This window comes from Olsenella profusa DSM 13989 (genome assembly GCF_030811115.1).
GTDB classification, from domain to species: domain Bacteria; phylum Actinomycetota; class Coriobacteriia; order Coriobacteriales; family Atopobiaceae; genus Olsenella_F; species Olsenella_F profusa.
Map to the genome: position 1 here is coordinate 508657 of NZ_JAUSQK010000001.1, position 14816 is coordinate 523472.

The following is a 14816-nucleotide window of genomic DNA, read 5'->3' on the forward strand; positions in this document are numbered from 1 at the left end:
TTAGCCACTAGATTCAGAGCTCACATATGCCGGGAATTTCCAGTTCTGCCTGGGGATTCCCGGCTTTCCTATGCTCAGGTTGTGGTACTATATATTGTGGTATCTGGTAGCAGTTGCATGTAGATAGGTGATGGTCATGAAAGTCCAGGTGACGAGGACCAAGACAGCCGAGACCTTCTACATAGCCAAGACCTACCGTGACAGGGAGACGGGCAAGCCCACCTCCAAGATCGCGAGAAGGCTGGGGACCAGGTCCGAGCTCGAGGAGATGCTTCCTCCAGGCACAGATGTGATGAGCTGGGCCAAAGAAGAGGCCAAGAGGATGACCCTCGAGGAGCGCGAGCTCACCCGCAAGGTCACGGTGTCGTATGACCCCACAAGGCAGATAGGGGCAGGCGCGCGGCATACGTTCAACTGCGGCTACCTCTTCCTGCAGGACATCTACTCCGCACTCGGCCTGCCCGAGATCTGCCGAGACATCGCCTCACGCAGCAAGGCGGACTACGACCTCGACTCGGTCCTGTCCAGGCTCGTGTACGGACGCATCCTCGAGCCCTCGTCCAAGCGGGCGACCCATGAGTTCTCCCAGGAGCTGATGGAGGGGCCCGCCTTCGATAGCCACCACATCTACCGGGCGCTCTCCGTACTCGCCGAGAACTCTGGGCTCATACAGAGGAGAGCCTTCGAGCGGAGCAAGGCCCTGGCGAGAAGGCGCTGCCAGACGCTCTTCTACGACTGCACGAACTACTACTTCGAGATCACAGAGGAAGACGGCTTCAGAAGGTACGGCCCCTCCAAGGAGCACCGGCCCAACCCGATCGTGGGCATGGGGCTCATGATGGACAAAGACGGGCTTCCCGTGGCCTTCGACCTCTACCCAGGCAACGAGTCCGAGCAGCCCACCCTCATCCCTCTGGAAGAGAGGCTCGAAGGCGAGTTCGGCCTCTCGAAGCTCGTCGTCTGCACGGACGCCGGTCTCTCGAGCGCCGCCAACCGCGCCCACAACAGCAGGGGCAGCCTCCAGTTCGTCACCACGGTCTCCCTCAGGGGCCAGAGGAAGGAGGTCAGGGACTGGGTGCGCGGCCCCAAGGGCTGGTCGTGCGCAGGCGAGGCGGGCACGTTCGACCTCGACCAGGTCCGGAAGGCGGCAGACGACCCCCTCACGCCCGAGAAGACGCGCCGGGCCCTCTTCGCCAGGACCTTCTACAAGACGATGTGGACGTCCCTGAAGGACCCTGCGACCGGCGAGGAGCTGGGGCAGAACCTGATCGTCACCTTCTCCCTCAGGTACCGCGCCTACCAGAGCTCCATCAGGAAGGCGCAGGTGGAGCGGGCGCGCAGGGCCTGCGAGGACGGGACGGCCAAGAGGCACCGCAAGGGGCCCAAGGACCCCATGCGCTTCGTCTCCTCCACCCCCGTGACCGAGGAGGGCGAGGTCGCCGAGGAGCGCATCCTCTCCGTCGACGACGGGAAGGTCGAGGAGGAAGCCTCCTGGGACGGCCTCTACGGCCTGGCTACCTCGCTCGACGACGAGGATGTCCTGGGCATCGTAAAGGTTGCCGCCGGACGCTGGCAGGTCGAGGAGTGCTTTCGCATCATGAAGGGCGAGTTCAGGGCCCGTCCCGTCTTCCTCTCGCGCAGGGACCGCATCGAGGCCCACTTCCTCACCTGCTTCCTGGCGCTTCTCATCTACCGGATCCTCGAGAAGAGGCTCGGGTGCCTCTGGACCTGTCCTGAGATCGCAGACACCCTGAGGAACATGCGCATGGAAGAGGTCAAGGGCGAGGGATACCGCCCCCTCTACGTGCGCACAGAGATAACCGATGCCCTGCATGAGGCCTTCGGATTCCGCACCGACTTCGAGATCGTGCCGCAGAGCCAGATGAGGAGGATCTTGAAGAAGACCCACCAGAAGGCGTCCATTACCACAAGGAAGAGGGCCGGCAGAGACAGCAGATAGCTATCTCTACCAGCCCTTATGTGCGAGTTATGTAGGGTTAAGTGTCAAAGACGGGAGTATACCACTTTAGACAGATTAAAATCGGTTTTGGAGCGATGTCATTCTGACTGGTAATCAAACTAAGGGCTATGTTTCAGAAAGTGTGTAATGGGCGATTATCCACTGCCTGTGATTCGTGGGCACGTGGACCTCGCTCCGGGCTATCCCGGCGCCGCATTCCTCGGGCGCTCCGTCATCCCGATCGTTGCCTCCTGGCGCGGCCGTGGACAACCCGTCCGCGTCGTCGGCGGGCATGGCGCGGATGATTTCGGCGGCGGGCAGCAGGTTTTCGGCGTACACGTAGCGCCACCAGAAGATGGCCTTGACGCGGCGCATGAGTGGCAGCCCCCGATGCAGCCGCGGCATGTCACTGAGCCTGGCGTCGACGCCCCCGACGGCGTTGTTGGTGGAGAGCCGTTCGCCGCCGTGCTCTGCTGCATCTCGCCGAACGTGGACGGCCCCCCCGCACACCAGCTTGCTGGGCCCCGCCTCGCCTTGCGCAGGCGCTCGTGTACCCAGGCTTTCTTGCCGTCCCTTACCGTGAGCTCCTTCAGGAGACTATCCCATTCGACGCGCCATGCGTTGCACCCCAAAAGCCGTGTCGCGGCCGGCCCGGCGCCCTTGGCGTCCTTGAGCCTGTCGGCGACGCCGGGAAGCCTGCAACGAAATCGCTGTGGGTACCACCAACCGTGCCGACGAGTTCCTCAGCAACCCTAATGGCTATGACAACATTGTGAACTCCATCTATGAGAACCTCCAGCATGAGGACATTCCGCTGTCATGCACAGACACAGAGGTCGAGATCACTCACGACGACTTCTTTCATGAAGAGCGTATCCTGTTCTTCAAGCACTTGGTACCCAACACACCGAACAGCATCGAGGAAAGGGAGGATACCATTGGCAGGCAGGAGCACCTCCAGGATACGAAGGGGTTCCGTGACGCGTTGAAAGAGCACAGAAATGACCTCTGACACAAAAGGTCCAACTCGCCCGCAAAGGGAGGAGGAAGCACCCTCCACCTCGAGACTCGGCACGTTCCTCCGCCGCCTCCCCTACTGGGCCATGGTGCTCGCGGTGGCCCTCTTCGTCTACGCCACCCTCGGGGTGCGCGCCACGATCGAGCGCGAGACCTCCGTCCGCAACGTGTTCGACGAGATGATCCTCGAGGGGCCCAGGACCCACCGCGGCCTGCCCTTCCCCTGGCTGCCGGGCGGCAAGCGGCTGCCCGCGTACCTCCGCCCCGAGGACAAGCCGGGCACCGAGCCCGACCACGGGGGCAGCGGCTACCGCTGCGACGGCGACATAGGCCGACCCTGGGACGGCTCCGGGGACGTCTCCACCTCCCCGGACAGGGAAGGGAGCTGCGTCACGGCCGGAGTGACCGATGACGGCATGGCAGGCCTCATATGCTACTCCGGCTACGGCGTGACGCCCGACGGCACCGAGTGCTACCTATCCGTTGACTTGTATTACCAGGAGGCCACCGCCACGCTCTCGTGGGAAGAGAACTATCGCCTGCGGGACCCGGGCGCCGAAACATCCCGCCAGGTCACCAGACAGGAATGGCTCGGCGCCACGGGGGTGGACGGCGCGGCCCTCGACGCGTGGGTTGACCGGGCCTTCGGGCTCGCCCTCGGGGGCTGGATCGATACGAACGCCGGCCGGGGCGGACGGTTCTCGCGTACCTCCCTCGGGGAGTTCGGGCTCTCCAAGAAGGACGTCTCCGACGTCGAGGAGGGAAACGGGCGCGCCAGCATGGAGCGCTTCCTGGCGTCGCTCGCAGAGCCGCGCTGACGCGTCGCCCCCATCCTTCGACAGCCATGCTCACCGGACTCGAGGCGAGAAGATCTCCTCGAGCGTGCGCGCGACGCCATCCTCCACGTTCGTCCAGCGGGTCACGTGAGTGGCGGCCCGCCTCACCTCGTCGATGCCGTTGCGCATGGCGTAGCTCTGCCCCACGGCCTCAAGCATGTCAAGGTCGTTGGCGCCGTCCCCAAACGCCAGGGCGTCCTTGGGATCGACGCCGACATGGGAGCACAGCAGCCGCACAGCATCCGACTTGCTCACGTCGCCCCGCATGATCTCGCACAGCTCGGGACGCGAGAGCACGGCGTTGAGTTTTGGAAAGCGCGCATGGACGATGTCCTGCGCCTCGGCGATGTCCGCAGGCTCCCCCATGAGCAGGAACTTGTGCACGCCCCGCTCGTCGAATGCCTCACGCAGGCTGCGGCACTCGCGCGCCTGGGCCAGCACGTAGTACTCCTCCTCGGCAACCCGCGGGTCGCTGCGGTCGTTGACGATCCAGGTGTGGAAGCCATACGTGAACACGCACACCTTGGGCAGCCGCTCGTCGAGATAGTCCTTGATGCGCAGGGCCTCGTCCAGGGCAATGGGCTTGCTCAGCAGCTCGGTACCATCCCCATCCAGCACGTAGGCACCCGAGTAGCTCACCGTGGGGCCCGAGAACCCCAGGGCCTCCTGGATGGGGTACAGCCCCTCCGGAGAGCGGGCGGACACCAGGCAGAAGGGCACGCCCCGCTCGGCGAGCAGCCTGAACGCCGGGGCGCTCGATGCCATGGGGTGGTGGTCGGCGTCCACCAGGGTGCCGTCGACGTCGCTGAAGACGATCTTGGGAAGCCCCCTCTCACGCATCATGCCCATGACCGCCCCTCCTTTGCCTCGACGTGTCCGGCGTGGGGGCCTTGCCTGGCCTCCTGACGGGAGCCGTGATGTCCACGCCGATGGACCTCATCATGGCCCTCACGTTTGCCTTGGCACGCTCCACCACCAGATACAGCATGAGTCCCGTGAGCACCGAGACCACCATGACGATGATGCCCACCACGAGCGACCAGGAGGGTCCGCCCTGGTAGGTGTTCCAGTAGGCCAACAGGGCCCCCACCGCTATGAGGGAGTAGGCGATGCGCTTCCACACCTCCATGCGCATGATGGCGCGCGTCTGCAGGTCCGCCTCGGCGATGAGCTCGCTGCGCTTCGCGGACGTGACCTCCCTGTCCGTCGTGTCCGTCTTGTCTGTCATGCGTTCCTCACCCGTCTCGAACGGAGGGGCGGGACCGGATGGTCCGGCCCCGCCCCAACGGTACCACGCGTCCCTCCCAACCTTGCGAGAGGAACCGCGGCTAGTACTGCAGGCCAGGATTGAAGAAGCCGATCAGCACGCCCACGAAGGCGATGACCACCAGGATGAGCATCACGGGGATGACGCCGATCTTCTTCTTGGTCATAAGCCACCAGCAGAGGTACACGAACAGGAAGTTGAGCAGCTTGGGGTAGATGCCCGAGCCGAACACGTTGAGCGAGACGCCCGCCTCGCCCGCGGCATCGAGCGCCGACTGGGTGACGGTGTTGGAGCTGCTCCACAGCACGCTGTCGAGCGAGCCGAGACCAGGGAGCTGCAGGGCCGTGCTGATGGAGATCCAGGTGGCGGCCACGGCACCGATGACCATGGTGCCCACCTCGACGATGGCGCTACGCAGCGCCTGCGACTCGGGACCGACGAGCGCCTGCACGGCGTTGCCGCCCATCTCGTAGCCGCGGTTGTAGGCGAACTTCATGCCAAAGTACATGAGCAGGTTCCAGGCCACGATATAGAACAGCGGGCCAAGGACCGAGCCGCCCTGGGCGAGGCCGAGGGCGATGCCCAGCAGGATGGGGATGAAGGTGCCCACGACGATGGAGTCGCCCAGACCGGCGAGCGGGCCCATCAGGCCGGCACGGATGCCGTTGATGGTCTCGTCGTCCAGGGGCTCGCCATTGGCGCGCGCCTCCTCCAGGCCGGCGGTGAGGCCCACGACGATGGTGCCGATCTGCGGCTCGGTGTTGAAGAACGTGGTGTAGGTCTCGAGGGCCGTGACCTTGTCCTCCTCCTTCTCGTAGAGGTCGTCCACGATGGGCAGCATGGCGGCAAGATAGCCGAACGTCTGCATGTGGGCCTCGGAGAAGCAGGTGAGGTTGCCATACGACCAGTTGCGGAACGACTTGTTGCGCGCCTGGGCGGAAAGTTTCTTAGGCTCAGCCATGATTAGATGTCCTCCTCTTCCTCGTCGTCACCGGCACTTGCCCCAGCGATGGCGGGACGGGCCGCCTTGGCCTCCTCGATCTGGTACTTGATGAGGGCGAAGAACGCCGCGATGATGGCGCAGGCGATCAGGTTGAGGTGCAGGCACGCCGCGAGCGTGAAGCCAAAGGCAAAGGTCAGCCAATCGATGGGCTTGGTGATGACCTGCTTGCACAGGATGGCGACACCGACGGCGGGCAGCAGCGAGCCCACGGTGAAGAGCGTCTTCATGGCGATGCCGTCCATGGGCATGTAGTCCTTCATGAGGCTCACCATGCCCTCACCTGCCAGGCAGATGGCGACGGTGGGAACGAAGGAGAACAGGATGTGGGAGATCCAGGGGAGCACGAAGTCGACGAGCGGAATGGTACGCCTGATCCTGTGCCAGTCGCGCGTCTCCATGGCGCTCCAGCCGACGGACTGCCACACGAGGTTGAGCGTGGCGGTGCCGTAGAAGAGCACGGTGCCGAGGGTGCCCACGGCCGCACCGAGGGCGGCGGCGAGCGACGAGGCCTCGGCCGATGCCGGGTCAAGGTTTTGACCGTGGATGGCCAGGATGGAGAGCGGGATGCCGATGTAGGTGACGGCACGTACGTCAGCCGAGACGGTCCCGCCCGGGGTCACGAGGGCGATGTAGACCACCTGGATGGCCGCGCCGACGACGATGCCCGTTTGGACGTCGCCCATGATGAGGCCGACGACCAGGCCACCGACGAGCGGACGACCGAGCGTGTAGTTACCAATGGTCGTGCCGCCCATGCCCGGAAGCGATGCCAGGCAGGCGAACAGGCCGAGCAGCACAGCTTGGAAGATACTGATGCCCATACCTACGAACCACCTTTCTCATTGTCACTCCCACACGGGACGTGCGGGAACACGCCTGCTTAGCGAAGGTCGAAGCGATCGCGGAACTTGGGCCACTCGCCGATGGAGTTGTCGGTGAGCAGGGAGAAGTCCACCGTGTAGCCCGCCTTGGAGATGTCCTCGAGCGCCTGGGCCTCCTCGGGGGTTATGGACTGGTTGTTACCCAGCTTGACGGCGCCGGGACGGTCGTTGCACGGCCCGATGACGACACGTTTGACGTCGGAGGGCACGAAGCCGAAATCGATGAGGATCTTCCTCATATCAAGCGGGTTCTTGGTGATCAGGAAGTAGCGGGTCTTGCTGGAGAGGACCTTCTCCATGCTCTCCTTGAAGTGCGCGAGCGTCCAGATGAAGGTCTTCTTGTCGGGAGCCGCACCCTTGTAGGCCGCCTTGAGCACCGGGTTGGTCGCCGCAGCGTCATTGACGGCGATGATGCCGTCGCAGGGGTACTCGAGAGCCCAGCGCGTCACCGTCTGGCCGTGGATCATGCGATCGTCCACGCGTACGAAAGAGATCATGTCATTCCTTTCTCCTGTTGCCTATGATGTGCCTGATACGGTGAATGCACCAGACAGCCGTGCCAAGGTGCGCCTAGAGGTCGTCCTCGTCATCATCGAGGTCGAGCACGAACTCGCGGATGGCAGTCCGCCCCTCGTTGATGATGCTCTCCTTGAGGGTGGCGTCGTCCTCGTCCGACTCGAGGGCCGCCGTGATGAGCATGGGTACGTTGGCCCCGCCAAACACCGTGGTGTTGGCGATATGGCCCGTCTCGGTGAGGACGTTCATCGCATTGGTAAGCGGCGAGCCGCCAATGAGGTCGCCAAACAGGAAGATGGTGTCATCCGTATCGATCCTGGAGATGGTCTCCTTGAGCTTTGCCGTATAGGCATCCGCGCCCATCCCATCCTCCATGCCGCAGCCGAGGACGTCATCCCGACTGCCTACCAGCATGCTCACCACGCTCTGAAGGCCTGAGGCAAACGTACCATGACTCACGATCAGAAGATACCGCATGCAAAACCTCCCAAGACGATGTCTGCGGCGATACCGCACGCGCACACCTGCACCATGGGGCAAGCCGATGCTGCGACACGCCAACGCTCGCACAATATGGCTAAATTATGGACGATTTGCTAAGGTTGTGTGTGCACGCCGCTGAGTGAGCCGTGAACGGTCATCACTCGCACCTCAAGGGAACCCTCGGACAGAGACATGAGACGTATGATACCATTGCTTTTTCCACACATCGCTACACCTCTGTCACGGCTCGCACGATCCGTCCGCAGGCACGCCCTGCCACCATACTAGAATCATAGGCAGCGAGCGGATTCGACAGCGGAGGACGAGCATGGCCATCACCCCCGAAGAGATAGCCGAGACCCACTCGATGGTCTCCCAGCGCAACCTTGACCTGCGCACCATCACCATGGGTATCTCACTGTGTGGCTGTGCGGACGAGGATATGGGCCGCATGTGCACGAAGGTGTACGACCGCATCACGCACACGGCGGAGCATCTGGTGGAGGTGGCGGGTACCCTCGAGCGCGAGTACGGCATCCCCATCGCCAACAGGCGCGTTTCCGTGACGCCCATCGCCCAAATTGCAGCCACCTGTTCCGACGAAGACCTCACGCCACTTGCCCATGCCATGGACCGTGCGGCCGAGACCCTGGGCGTCGACTTCATGGGTGGCTTCTCGGCCCTCGTGCAGAAGGGCATGGGCAGTGCCGACCGCCGGCTCATCGACGCCATCCCCGAGGCCGTGGCCTCAACCGACCGCGTGTGCGCCAGCGTCAACGTAGCCAGTCTGCGCGCTGGCATCAACATGGATGCCGTGCTGCTCATGGCCCAGAGGATGATCGATGCCGCCAGGCTCACCACCGACGTCGACTGCTATGGAGCCGCCAAGCTCGTGGTGTTCGCCAACATGGTCGAGGATTCCCCCTTCATGGCGGGTGCCACCCACGGCTCCGGCGAGGCGGATGCCGTCATCAATGTGGGCGTCTCAGGTCCCGGTGTCATGGCCGCAGCGCTCGAGCAGCTGCCGCGGACGGCCAGCCTCATGGAGGTCGCCGAGAGGATCAAGGAGACCGCCTTCAAGATCACCCGCGCGGGCGAGCTCATGAGCCGCGAGGCGGCCCGCCGCCTGGGCGTGGAGAAGGGCATCGTGGACCTCTCGCTGGCACCCACCCCCGCTGCTGGTGACTCCGTGGCCAGGATCCTGGAGATCATCGGCGTGGGCGAGTGCGGCGGTCCCGGCACCACCTGCGCCCTCGCCCTGCTCAACGACTGCGTCAAGAAGGGCGGTGTCATGGCCAGCTCCAGCGTGGGAGGCCTCTCGGGCGCGTTCATCCCCGTCTCGGAGGATGCGGGCATGATCCACGCGGCCGAGGACGGTGCGCTCTCCCTGGAGAAGCTCGAGGCCATGACCTGCGTGTGCTCCGTGGGCCTGGACATGATCGCCGTCCCCGGCGACACCCCCGTAGAGGCCATCGCCGGCATCATCGCCGACGAGATGGCCATCGGCGTCATCAACGCCAAGACCACGGCCGTGCGCCTCATTCCCGCCATCGGCAAGCAGGAGGGCGAAACCCTGGAGTTTGGTGGCCTCTTCGGCTCCGCCCCCGTGATGCCCGTCAACCGATTTGCCGGCAGCGTGCTCGCCCACCGCGGCGGGCACTTCCCCGCTCCGCTCAACTCGCTCAAAAACTAGCGGACAGCTCTTGGGGAGGGCACCGTCACAGCAGCATCACGGGAACCGTCGCTCGGGGCGGAGGTTGGCCCAGAACGCGCAGCTGCGCCAGCGCGAGCGGCGTCGTCCCCCAGGGTGGCAACGCCCCCGCGGAAGCGCCTCTCGCGCACCGCGCCCGAACCGGCACCCCACGCGCCCGCAGCACGCTGGCCACACCCCGCGACAACGCGGCCGCGCCCCTCTGCCCCGGACCCTACGGTATGGCCAGCGCGTCCTGCGCCATGGCATGCGCATGCCATGGCCGGAAAGGGCCCTGGTCTTCCTGGTTACCCTCGTCCTGGCGCTCGGCGTGGGCGCCGGCGTCAGGCGCTGCTTGGCACAACCTACGGACTATGGTCCGGATGTCATAACTCCCACGGACAGCGTGACAGATGGCACGGCCCCAGACGATCAGGGCGCTGCGACCGATGCGGCATCAAACGCCCCCACCTCCCTCACCGCCGAGGCGGATGGCGGCGCCCTCGTGCTCTCTGGGGATGTCGGCAGCCGCACGGTCGACGACCTCTCTGCCGTCGTGCAGGAACTGGACGCCCTGCAGGATGGGGGCATCCAGGCAGGCGTGGCGGTGACGTCACTCGACGGCAGCATCACCCTCACCTACCAACAGGATCAGAGCTTCTATGCGGCCAGCACCATCAAGGCGCCCTATGTCTGTGCCGTGCTCGAGGAGGACCTTCCCGCCGGAACGACAAGCATGGCATCGCTGCGCGATGCCATGAGCTCCATGCTCCTCTACTCGGACAACGACTCCTATAGGCAGCTGCGTGACAGCTATGGCGATGACGTGTTCCTCACCTGGCTGCAACGGCACGACGTCACAGCGGGAACCTATGGCTCGCTGTCGGACTACGCCCGCGACCACTACCCCTTCAGCACGCCCGAACAGCTCACGCAGATGTGGCAGGCCGTCTGGGCCTTCGTGTCAGGCGACGCACAGGGCGCCTCGTACCTGAAGGACCTCCTCGCACGCAGGGAGGAGAGTCCCATCGCCAACGCATTGGGACCCCAGACCGAGACCTACTCCAAGGCGGGCTGGTATCCCGAGACCGACGGCAGCGACGCCGCCCCCGCCTCAAACGACGCGGGCGTCGTGATCCATGGCAGTGCCTCGACGTCCTACGTCATCTCCGTCATGTCCACCGCACCCTCCGAGCTCGATAGGCTCGAAGGGCTCATCTCGGCAATCGATCACCTCATGGACGCAGATGGCGCCTAGACACCGCCATCATCATCGAAGGGGGCATGGGCATGACGGATCAGGCTGACCGCGCGCACTACAAGGGCGGCAGGCGCACCGCTCCTGGACAGACCGGCCACGGGTGTCCCCGTGCCATCGCAGTGGCCCTGATGGCGACCCTCGTCATTGCCTCCACCTGGTGGGGCGTCTCGCACATACCGAGCCAAGGGGGACCAGCCCAGCCTGCCGCACAGGAGACGCAGGTGGATGCCGGCGCCCCGGCTGCCACCGAGGAGGCACCCGAGGGGGAGACGTCCTCCGTACCGGCCGTACCAGAGGAGCCACCCGTGGAGGCCCGAGGCCTGAGGGACGCCATCCAGATGGAGGGAACACCCGACTCGCTGCCCTCGTCCCAGGGGTACGCCAAGCTCACACGGGCCATTGGCGCCCTGGAGGACCAGGGCCACGGCGTGGGCGTCTACCTCTGCGACCTCTCGAGTGGGGCCACCGTCACCTACCGCAAGGACGTGCGTTTCTATCCCGCGAGCTCCTTCAAGGGTCCCTTTGCCGTCGCCCTCTACGAGATGCTCGTGGACACGGGCCAGGTGAGCTCGGGCGACATCGACGACCTCGTAAGCTCCATGATCGTCAACTCCGACAACAACGCCTACACGACCCTGCGCAAGCGTTACGGCATGCAGATGTTTGGCTCGTGGCTCAAGAGCTTTGGCTTTGACCCCTCAGACTACGGCGGGCAGCACACCTACCGCGTCTACAACTACCCCTACACCACGCCGGACGAGTTCGCACGCATGTGGGCGCACATGTATGCCTACCTCTCCTCGGAAAGCCCCTCGGCCAGCTACCTCTCATCCCTCTTCGAGCAGCGCAGCGTCTCGGCCATTTCCAACGCCGTGGGCGACAACTACAGAAGCTGGGGCAAGGCCGGCTGGTATCCGCATGCCGAGAGGGATGGGGCGACGGCCGCAACCGTCGATGCCGGCATCGTCTTCTCCGATACGGGTACCTACCTGGTGGTTGCCATGTGCGACGCCCCTGAGGACTTCGACGCCCTCACGCAGGTGTGCTCGGCGCTTGACGCAACGCACGACGCCATGGTGGCATAGCGAGGCGCCCACCCAGGGGGGTCCCAGCACACGGATCCAGGACGCCTGCGGGGACTCGTGCCGAACCCGTTTTTGCCCAAGCGGTGGGCGCTGATGCGCGTTTGGGCCCCAAGTGCGCGATGGCATACGCCAAAGTCGGTCCTCTGAGAGGCCATATCCCAGGACAAATGACACATTGCAAGGATAAGGGGTGCCATATGGGGGCACGACGAGCCCAAACGGGCGTATGCCATCGCGCACTTGGGGCCCAAACGCGCATCGGGCGCACGAAGTCAGCCTCGCCCACGCCGGGTGTCAGCCCAAAAAGCGCACCTCGGGCTCCAGACGCACGCCAAACTGGCGCTCGACCTCGTCCTGCACGTGCTCGATGACCGCATGGACATCGGCCGCCGTGGCGCCACCATTGTTGACCACGAAGCCCGCATGCTTGGTGGACACGCCCGCGCCGCCCACGGTGTAGCCCCTGAGCCCCGCATCGGTGACGAGCTTGCCGACAAAGTGCCCCTTGGGCCGCTTGAAGGTGGAGCCGGCACTGGGGAGCTCGAGCGGTTGCCTCTCCTCGCGACGCTGTGTGAGCTCATCCATCCGCGCACGAATCGCCCCACGCTCCCCCTCACGCAGCTTGAAGGTGGCCGAGAGCGTCACCAGTCCATCCGTGCGGACGCGGCTCGTGCGGTAGCCCAGGGCAAGCTCGTCGGCCACAAGGGTCTGCTGGGTGCCGTCCGACATGAGGCAGCGCACCGACTCCAGCACGTCGGCTATGCAGCCATCGTAGGCCCCCGCGTTCATGAAGCAGGCACCACCCACCGAGCCAGGAATACCGCAGGCAAACTCCAGTCCCGTGAGACCCAGCTCGCAGGCCATCTCGGAGGCCTCGCACAGCTGCACACCCGCCTGACAGGTAAGGCGATCACCGTCGGAGGTGACATTTACCAGCCCCTCCACACACGACACGATCACGCCATGGTACCCCTCATCCGCCACGAGCAGGTCGCTGCCACAGCCCAGCACGAAGTGGGGAACGTCCGCAGCGACGCAGGCAGCGATGACATCCCTGACCTCGTCCGCGTCATCCGGCATCACGAAGAGGTCCGCGGGGCCACCGATCCTGAACGTGGTGTGCTCGCTCATGGGCTCCCGCTCGCGAACGTTCTCCTCGCCCACGATGCTCCGTAGCCTCCAGGTGAGATCCTGCATGACGCTTGACGCAAGCGTGCTCTCGAGCATGCCCTGGTCACTCTCCCTTGTCCGACATAGGCGCAGCCACAGTGACAAGTCGCTACACGGCTGCCAAGTATACCAGCTAGGGTGCTGGGATTCTCAGAGGGACGCACGAGGCGACCAAGACCCCGTTGCCTGTGGCCCATGCCTATGATGCGAGCTCATGCGCGGGTTATATCCAACGGTTATGGCCACATATAGCATTTGGGTAACGCCCCGCGAGGGGAAGCACCCCTATACTCTTCAATCAGCAGCTGTGACACACGCGACTATGGCAGGACGAAGAGCGGGAGGTTTGGCATGGCGGGTCTACACGCGCCCTTCAGGTTTGACTATGTGGGAAGCTTCCTGAGGCCGGAGGCCCTCAAGAGGGCCCGCGCCGACTTCACGGCAGGCTCCATCACGGCCGAGGAACTCACGGCTGTCGAGGACGATGCGATACGCGACCTTGTCGCCAAGCAGAAGGCAGCCGGCTATCACGTGATAACGGACGGCGAGTTCCGGCGCAGCTACTGGCACCTCGACTTCATGTGGGGGCTCGAGGGCATCGAGCACATCGAACTCGACCATGGCTATCGGTTCCATGGCGAGGAGACGACACACGGATCCGCTCGCGTGACGGGCAGAATCGGTGGTGCGGACCATCCGTTCGTCAGGCACTACCAGTTCATGCGCCAGTTCGAGGAGGAGGGGGTCATAGCCAAGCAGACCCTGCCCGCACCGGCCCAGACGCTGGCGGAGCTGTTCCGCGAGGACAACGGGACGCAGACCACGCGAGTCTACCCCGACCTTGACGAGCTGATCCGTGACGTCGCCATCGCGTACCGCATGGTCATCCGCGACCTCTATGACGCGGGATGCCGCACCGTCCAACTTGACGACTGCACCTGGGGCATGATTGTGGACGCCTCGTACTGGAAGCATAGGGAGGGAGCCGGCCTCACCGTGGAGAACGAGGCCGAAAGGTATCTGCGCATCAACAACCTTGCCCTTGAGGGCCTGCCTGACGACCTGACCGTCACCACCCACATCTGCCGCGGCAACTATCACTCCACCTACGCGTGCGAAGGCTCCTATGACGCCGTCGCCCCCTATGTGTTCGCCCGCGAGAACGTTGATGCGCTCTACCTCGAGTACGATGACGAGCGCTCCGGTGGCTTCGAACCCCTGGCCCAGGTGCCGCCTGACAAGAAGGTCGTGCTTGGCCTCATCACCACCAAGAGCCCCGTCCTCGAGGACAGGGACGCCGTCATCCGCCGCATCCACGAGGCAGAGCGCTACGTCCCCCTGGACCGGCTCTACCTGAGCCCGCAGTGTGGGTTTGCCTCCTGCGAGATCGGCAACAAGCTCACCGAGGAACAGCAGTGGGCAAAGCTCGCCCTCGTGAGACAGATCGCCCAGGAGGTCTGGGGATAGCCACCGACATGGAAGTGAGACATGGAAGTGAGACTCCAGTCACGCCATCGTGGTCGCCATGTGCCATCGTGTGATCATGATGGCGCGAGAGGATGACATGACCACGGGATCGACTTCTGCTGTATGCGCGTGACCGAATGGTACGTACCCGTGATGGAGCTGGACAAGAACAGGATCGGC

Annotated in this window: 15 protein-coding genes; 7 read left to right on the forward strand and 8 right to left on the reverse strand. The window is 64.4% G+C overall.

The features are described 5' to 3' along the window. The first annotated feature begins 136 nt into the window (after nucleotides 1-136). Nucleotides 137-1960: an IS1634 family transposase gene (locus J2S71_RS02345; RefSeq protein WP_307388512.1), complete on the forward strand. Its 1824-nt coding sequence runs from the start codon at nucleotides 137-139 to the stop codon at nucleotides 1958-1960. Between the two features lie 126 nt (nucleotides 1961-2086). Here the strand turns inward: J2S71_RS02345 and J2S71_RS02350 are convergent, their stop codons facing one another. Next, entirely contained in the window at nucleotides 2087-2335 is a 249-nt protein-coding gene (locus J2S71_RS02350) for a hypothetical protein (RefSeq protein ID WP_156901067.1), read from the reverse strand. A gap of 337 nt (nucleotides 2336-2672) precedes the next feature. Here J2S71_RS02350 and J2S71_RS02355 point away from each other — a divergent pair, with 337 nt between their 5' ends. Together J2S71_RS02355 and J2S71_RS02360 are read left to right on the forward strand one after the other, a co-directional pair. Then, entirely contained in the window at nucleotides 2673-2972 is a 300-nt protein-coding gene (locus J2S71_RS02355) for a hypothetical protein (protein WP_307388529.1), read from the forward strand. A 103-nt stretch (nucleotides 2973-3075) separates the two neighbouring features. Next, nucleotides 3076-3795, forward strand: coding sequence for a hypothetical protein (locus tag J2S71_RS02360; protein WP_307388532.1), 720 nt, complete (start codon nucleotides 3076-3078; stop codon nucleotides 3793-3795). Nucleotides 3796-3825: 30 nt separating this feature from the next. Here the strand turns inward: J2S71_RS02360 and J2S71_RS02365 are convergent, their stop codons facing one another. The 6 genes from J2S71_RS02365 to J2S71_RS02390 form a co-directional block, all read right to left on the reverse strand. Then, nucleotides 3826-4662 (reverse strand): Cof-type HAD-IIB family hydrolase, encoded by an 837-nt coding sequence (locus J2S71_RS02365; RefSeq protein ID WP_021725731.1) that lies wholly within the window; start codon nucleotides 4660-4662, stop codon nucleotides 3826-3828. After that, nucleotides 4646-5041 (reverse strand): DUF202 domain-containing protein, encoded by a 396-nt coding sequence (locus J2S71_RS02370; RefSeq protein ID WP_021725715.1) that lies wholly within the window; start codon nucleotides 5039-5041, stop codon nucleotides 4646-4648. Before J2S71_RS02370 ends, J2S71_RS02365 begins: the two co-directional genes overlap by 17 nt. Before the next feature lie 100 nt (nucleotides 5042-5141). After that, nucleotides 5142-6041, reverse strand: coding sequence for a PTS system mannose/fructose/sorbose family transporter subunit IID (locus J2S71_RS02375; RefSeq protein WP_021725711.1), 900 nt, complete (start codon nucleotides 6039-6041; stop codon nucleotides 5142-5144). Nucleotides 6042-6043: 2 nt separating this feature from the next. Continuing rightward, a complete protein-coding gene (locus J2S71_RS02380) occupies nucleotides 6044-6904 on the reverse strand; it encodes a PTS mannose/fructose/sorbose/N-acetylgalactosamine transporter subunit IIC (RefSeq protein ID WP_021725719.1) in 861 nt (286 codons plus the stop codon). 59 nt (nucleotides 6905-6963) lie between these two features. Continuing rightward, nucleotides 6964-7461 carry a PTS sugar transporter subunit IIB gene (locus J2S71_RS02385; protein ID WP_021725710.1) on the reverse strand — a complete coding sequence of 166 codons (498 nt, stop codon included), beginning with the start codon at nucleotides 7459-7461 and terminating at the stop codon, nucleotides 6964-6966. A 73-nt stretch (nucleotides 7462-7534) separates the two neighbouring features. Next, nucleotides 7535-7957, reverse strand: a complete 423-nt coding sequence (locus tag J2S71_RS02390) for a PTS sugar transporter subunit IIA (RefSeq protein ID WP_021725720.1) — start codon at nucleotides 7955-7957, stop codon at nucleotides 7535-7537. 334 nt (nucleotides 7958-8291) lie between these two features. On the opposite strand from J2S71_RS02390, the gene J2S71_RS02395 reads away from it, so the two are divergent. The 3 genes from J2S71_RS02395 to J2S71_RS02405 all read left to right on the forward strand — a co-directional run bounded on the left by J2S71_RS02395 (nucleotide 8292) and on the right by J2S71_RS02405 (nucleotide 11999). Beyond that, nucleotides 8292-9656, forward strand: coding sequence for a PFL family protein (locus J2S71_RS02395; protein ID WP_021725723.1), 1365 nt, complete (start codon nucleotides 8292-8294; stop codon nucleotides 9654-9656). Nucleotides 9657-9927: 271 nt separating this feature from the next. Next, the gene (locus J2S71_RS02400; RefSeq protein ID WP_021725742.1) at nucleotides 9928-10911 is read left to right on the forward strand and encodes a serine hydrolase; all 984 of its coding nucleotides are present in this window, start codon (nucleotides 9928-9930) and stop codon (nucleotides 10909-10911) included. A 32-nt stretch (nucleotides 10912-10943) separates the two neighbouring features. Continuing rightward, complete coding sequence (locus J2S71_RS02405) at nucleotides 10944-11999, forward strand: serine hydrolase (RefSeq protein ID WP_307388540.1); 1056 nt, start codon at nucleotides 10944-10946, stop codon at nucleotides 11997-11999. A gap of 294 nt (nucleotides 12000-12293) precedes the next feature. Here J2S71_RS02405 and murB read toward each other — a convergent pair whose 3' ends face one another. Next, entirely contained in the window at nucleotides 12294-13226 is a 933-nt protein-coding gene (gene murB, locus J2S71_RS02410) for a UDP-N-acetylmuramate dehydrogenase (protein ID WP_021725714.1), read from the reverse strand. Nucleotides 13227-13520: 294 nt separating this feature from the next. Between murB and J2S71_RS02415 the strand changes: the two genes are divergently transcribed. Then, nucleotides 13521-14636: a 5-methyltetrahydropteroyltriglutamate--homocysteine S-methyltransferase gene (locus J2S71_RS02415; protein ID WP_021725727.1), complete on the forward strand. Its 1116-nt coding sequence runs from the start codon at nucleotides 13521-13523 to the stop codon at nucleotides 14634-14636. The last annotated feature ends 180 nt before the right edge of the window (nucleotides 14637-14816 follow it).

Bases quoted from the DNA above. Each gene is read 5' to 3' on its own strand.
- J2S71_RS02345 (WP_307388512.1), top strand. From the start codon at position 137: ATGAAAGTCCAGGTGACGAGGACCAAGACAGCCGAGACCTTCTACATA.
- J2S71_RS02350 (WP_156901067.1), bottom strand. From the start codon at position 2,335: ATGCGCCGCGTCAAGGCCATCTTCTGGTGGCGCTACGTGTACGCCGAA.
- J2S71_RS02365 (WP_021725731.1), bottom strand. From the start codon at position 4,662: ATGGGCATGATGCGTGAGAGGGGGCTTCCCAAGATCGTCTTCAGCGAC.
- J2S71_RS02370 (WP_021725715.1), bottom strand. From the start codon at position 5,041: ATGACAGACAAGACGGACACGACGGACAGGGAGGTCACGTCCGCGAAG.
- J2S71_RS02375 (WP_021725711.1), bottom strand. From the start codon at position 6,041: ATGGCTGAGCCTAAGAAACTTTCCGCCCAGGCGCGCAACAAGTCGTTC.
- J2S71_RS02380 (WP_021725719.1), bottom strand. From the start codon at position 6,904: ATGGGCATCAGTATCTTCCAAGCTGTGCTGCTCGGCCTGTTCGCCTGC.
- J2S71_RS02385 (WP_021725710.1), bottom strand. From the start codon at position 7,461: ATGATCTCTTTCGTACGCGTGGACGATCGCATGATCCACGGCCAGACG.
- J2S71_RS02390 (WP_021725720.1), bottom strand. From the start codon at position 7,957: ATGCGGTATCTTCTGATCGTGAGTCATGGTACGTTTGCCTCAGGCCTT.
- J2S71_RS02395 (WP_021725723.1), top strand. From the start codon at position 8,292: ATGGCCATCACCCCCGAAGAGATAGCCGAGACCCACTCGATGGTCTCC.
- J2S71_RS02400 (WP_021725742.1), top strand. From the start codon at position 9,928: ATGCCATGGCCGGAAAGGGCCCTGGTCTTCCTGGTTACCCTCGTCCTG.
- J2S71_RS02405 (WP_307388540.1), top strand. From the start codon at position 10,944: ATGACGGATCAGGCTGACCGCGCGCACTACAAGGGCGGCAGGCGCACC.
- murB (WP_021725714.1), bottom strand. From the start codon at position 13,226: ATGCTCGAGAGCACGCTTGCGTCAAGCGTCATGCAGGATCTCACCTGG.
- J2S71_RS02415 (WP_021725727.1), top strand. From the start codon at position 13,521: ATGGCGGGTCTACACGCGCCCTTCAGGTTTGACTATGTGGGAAGCTTC.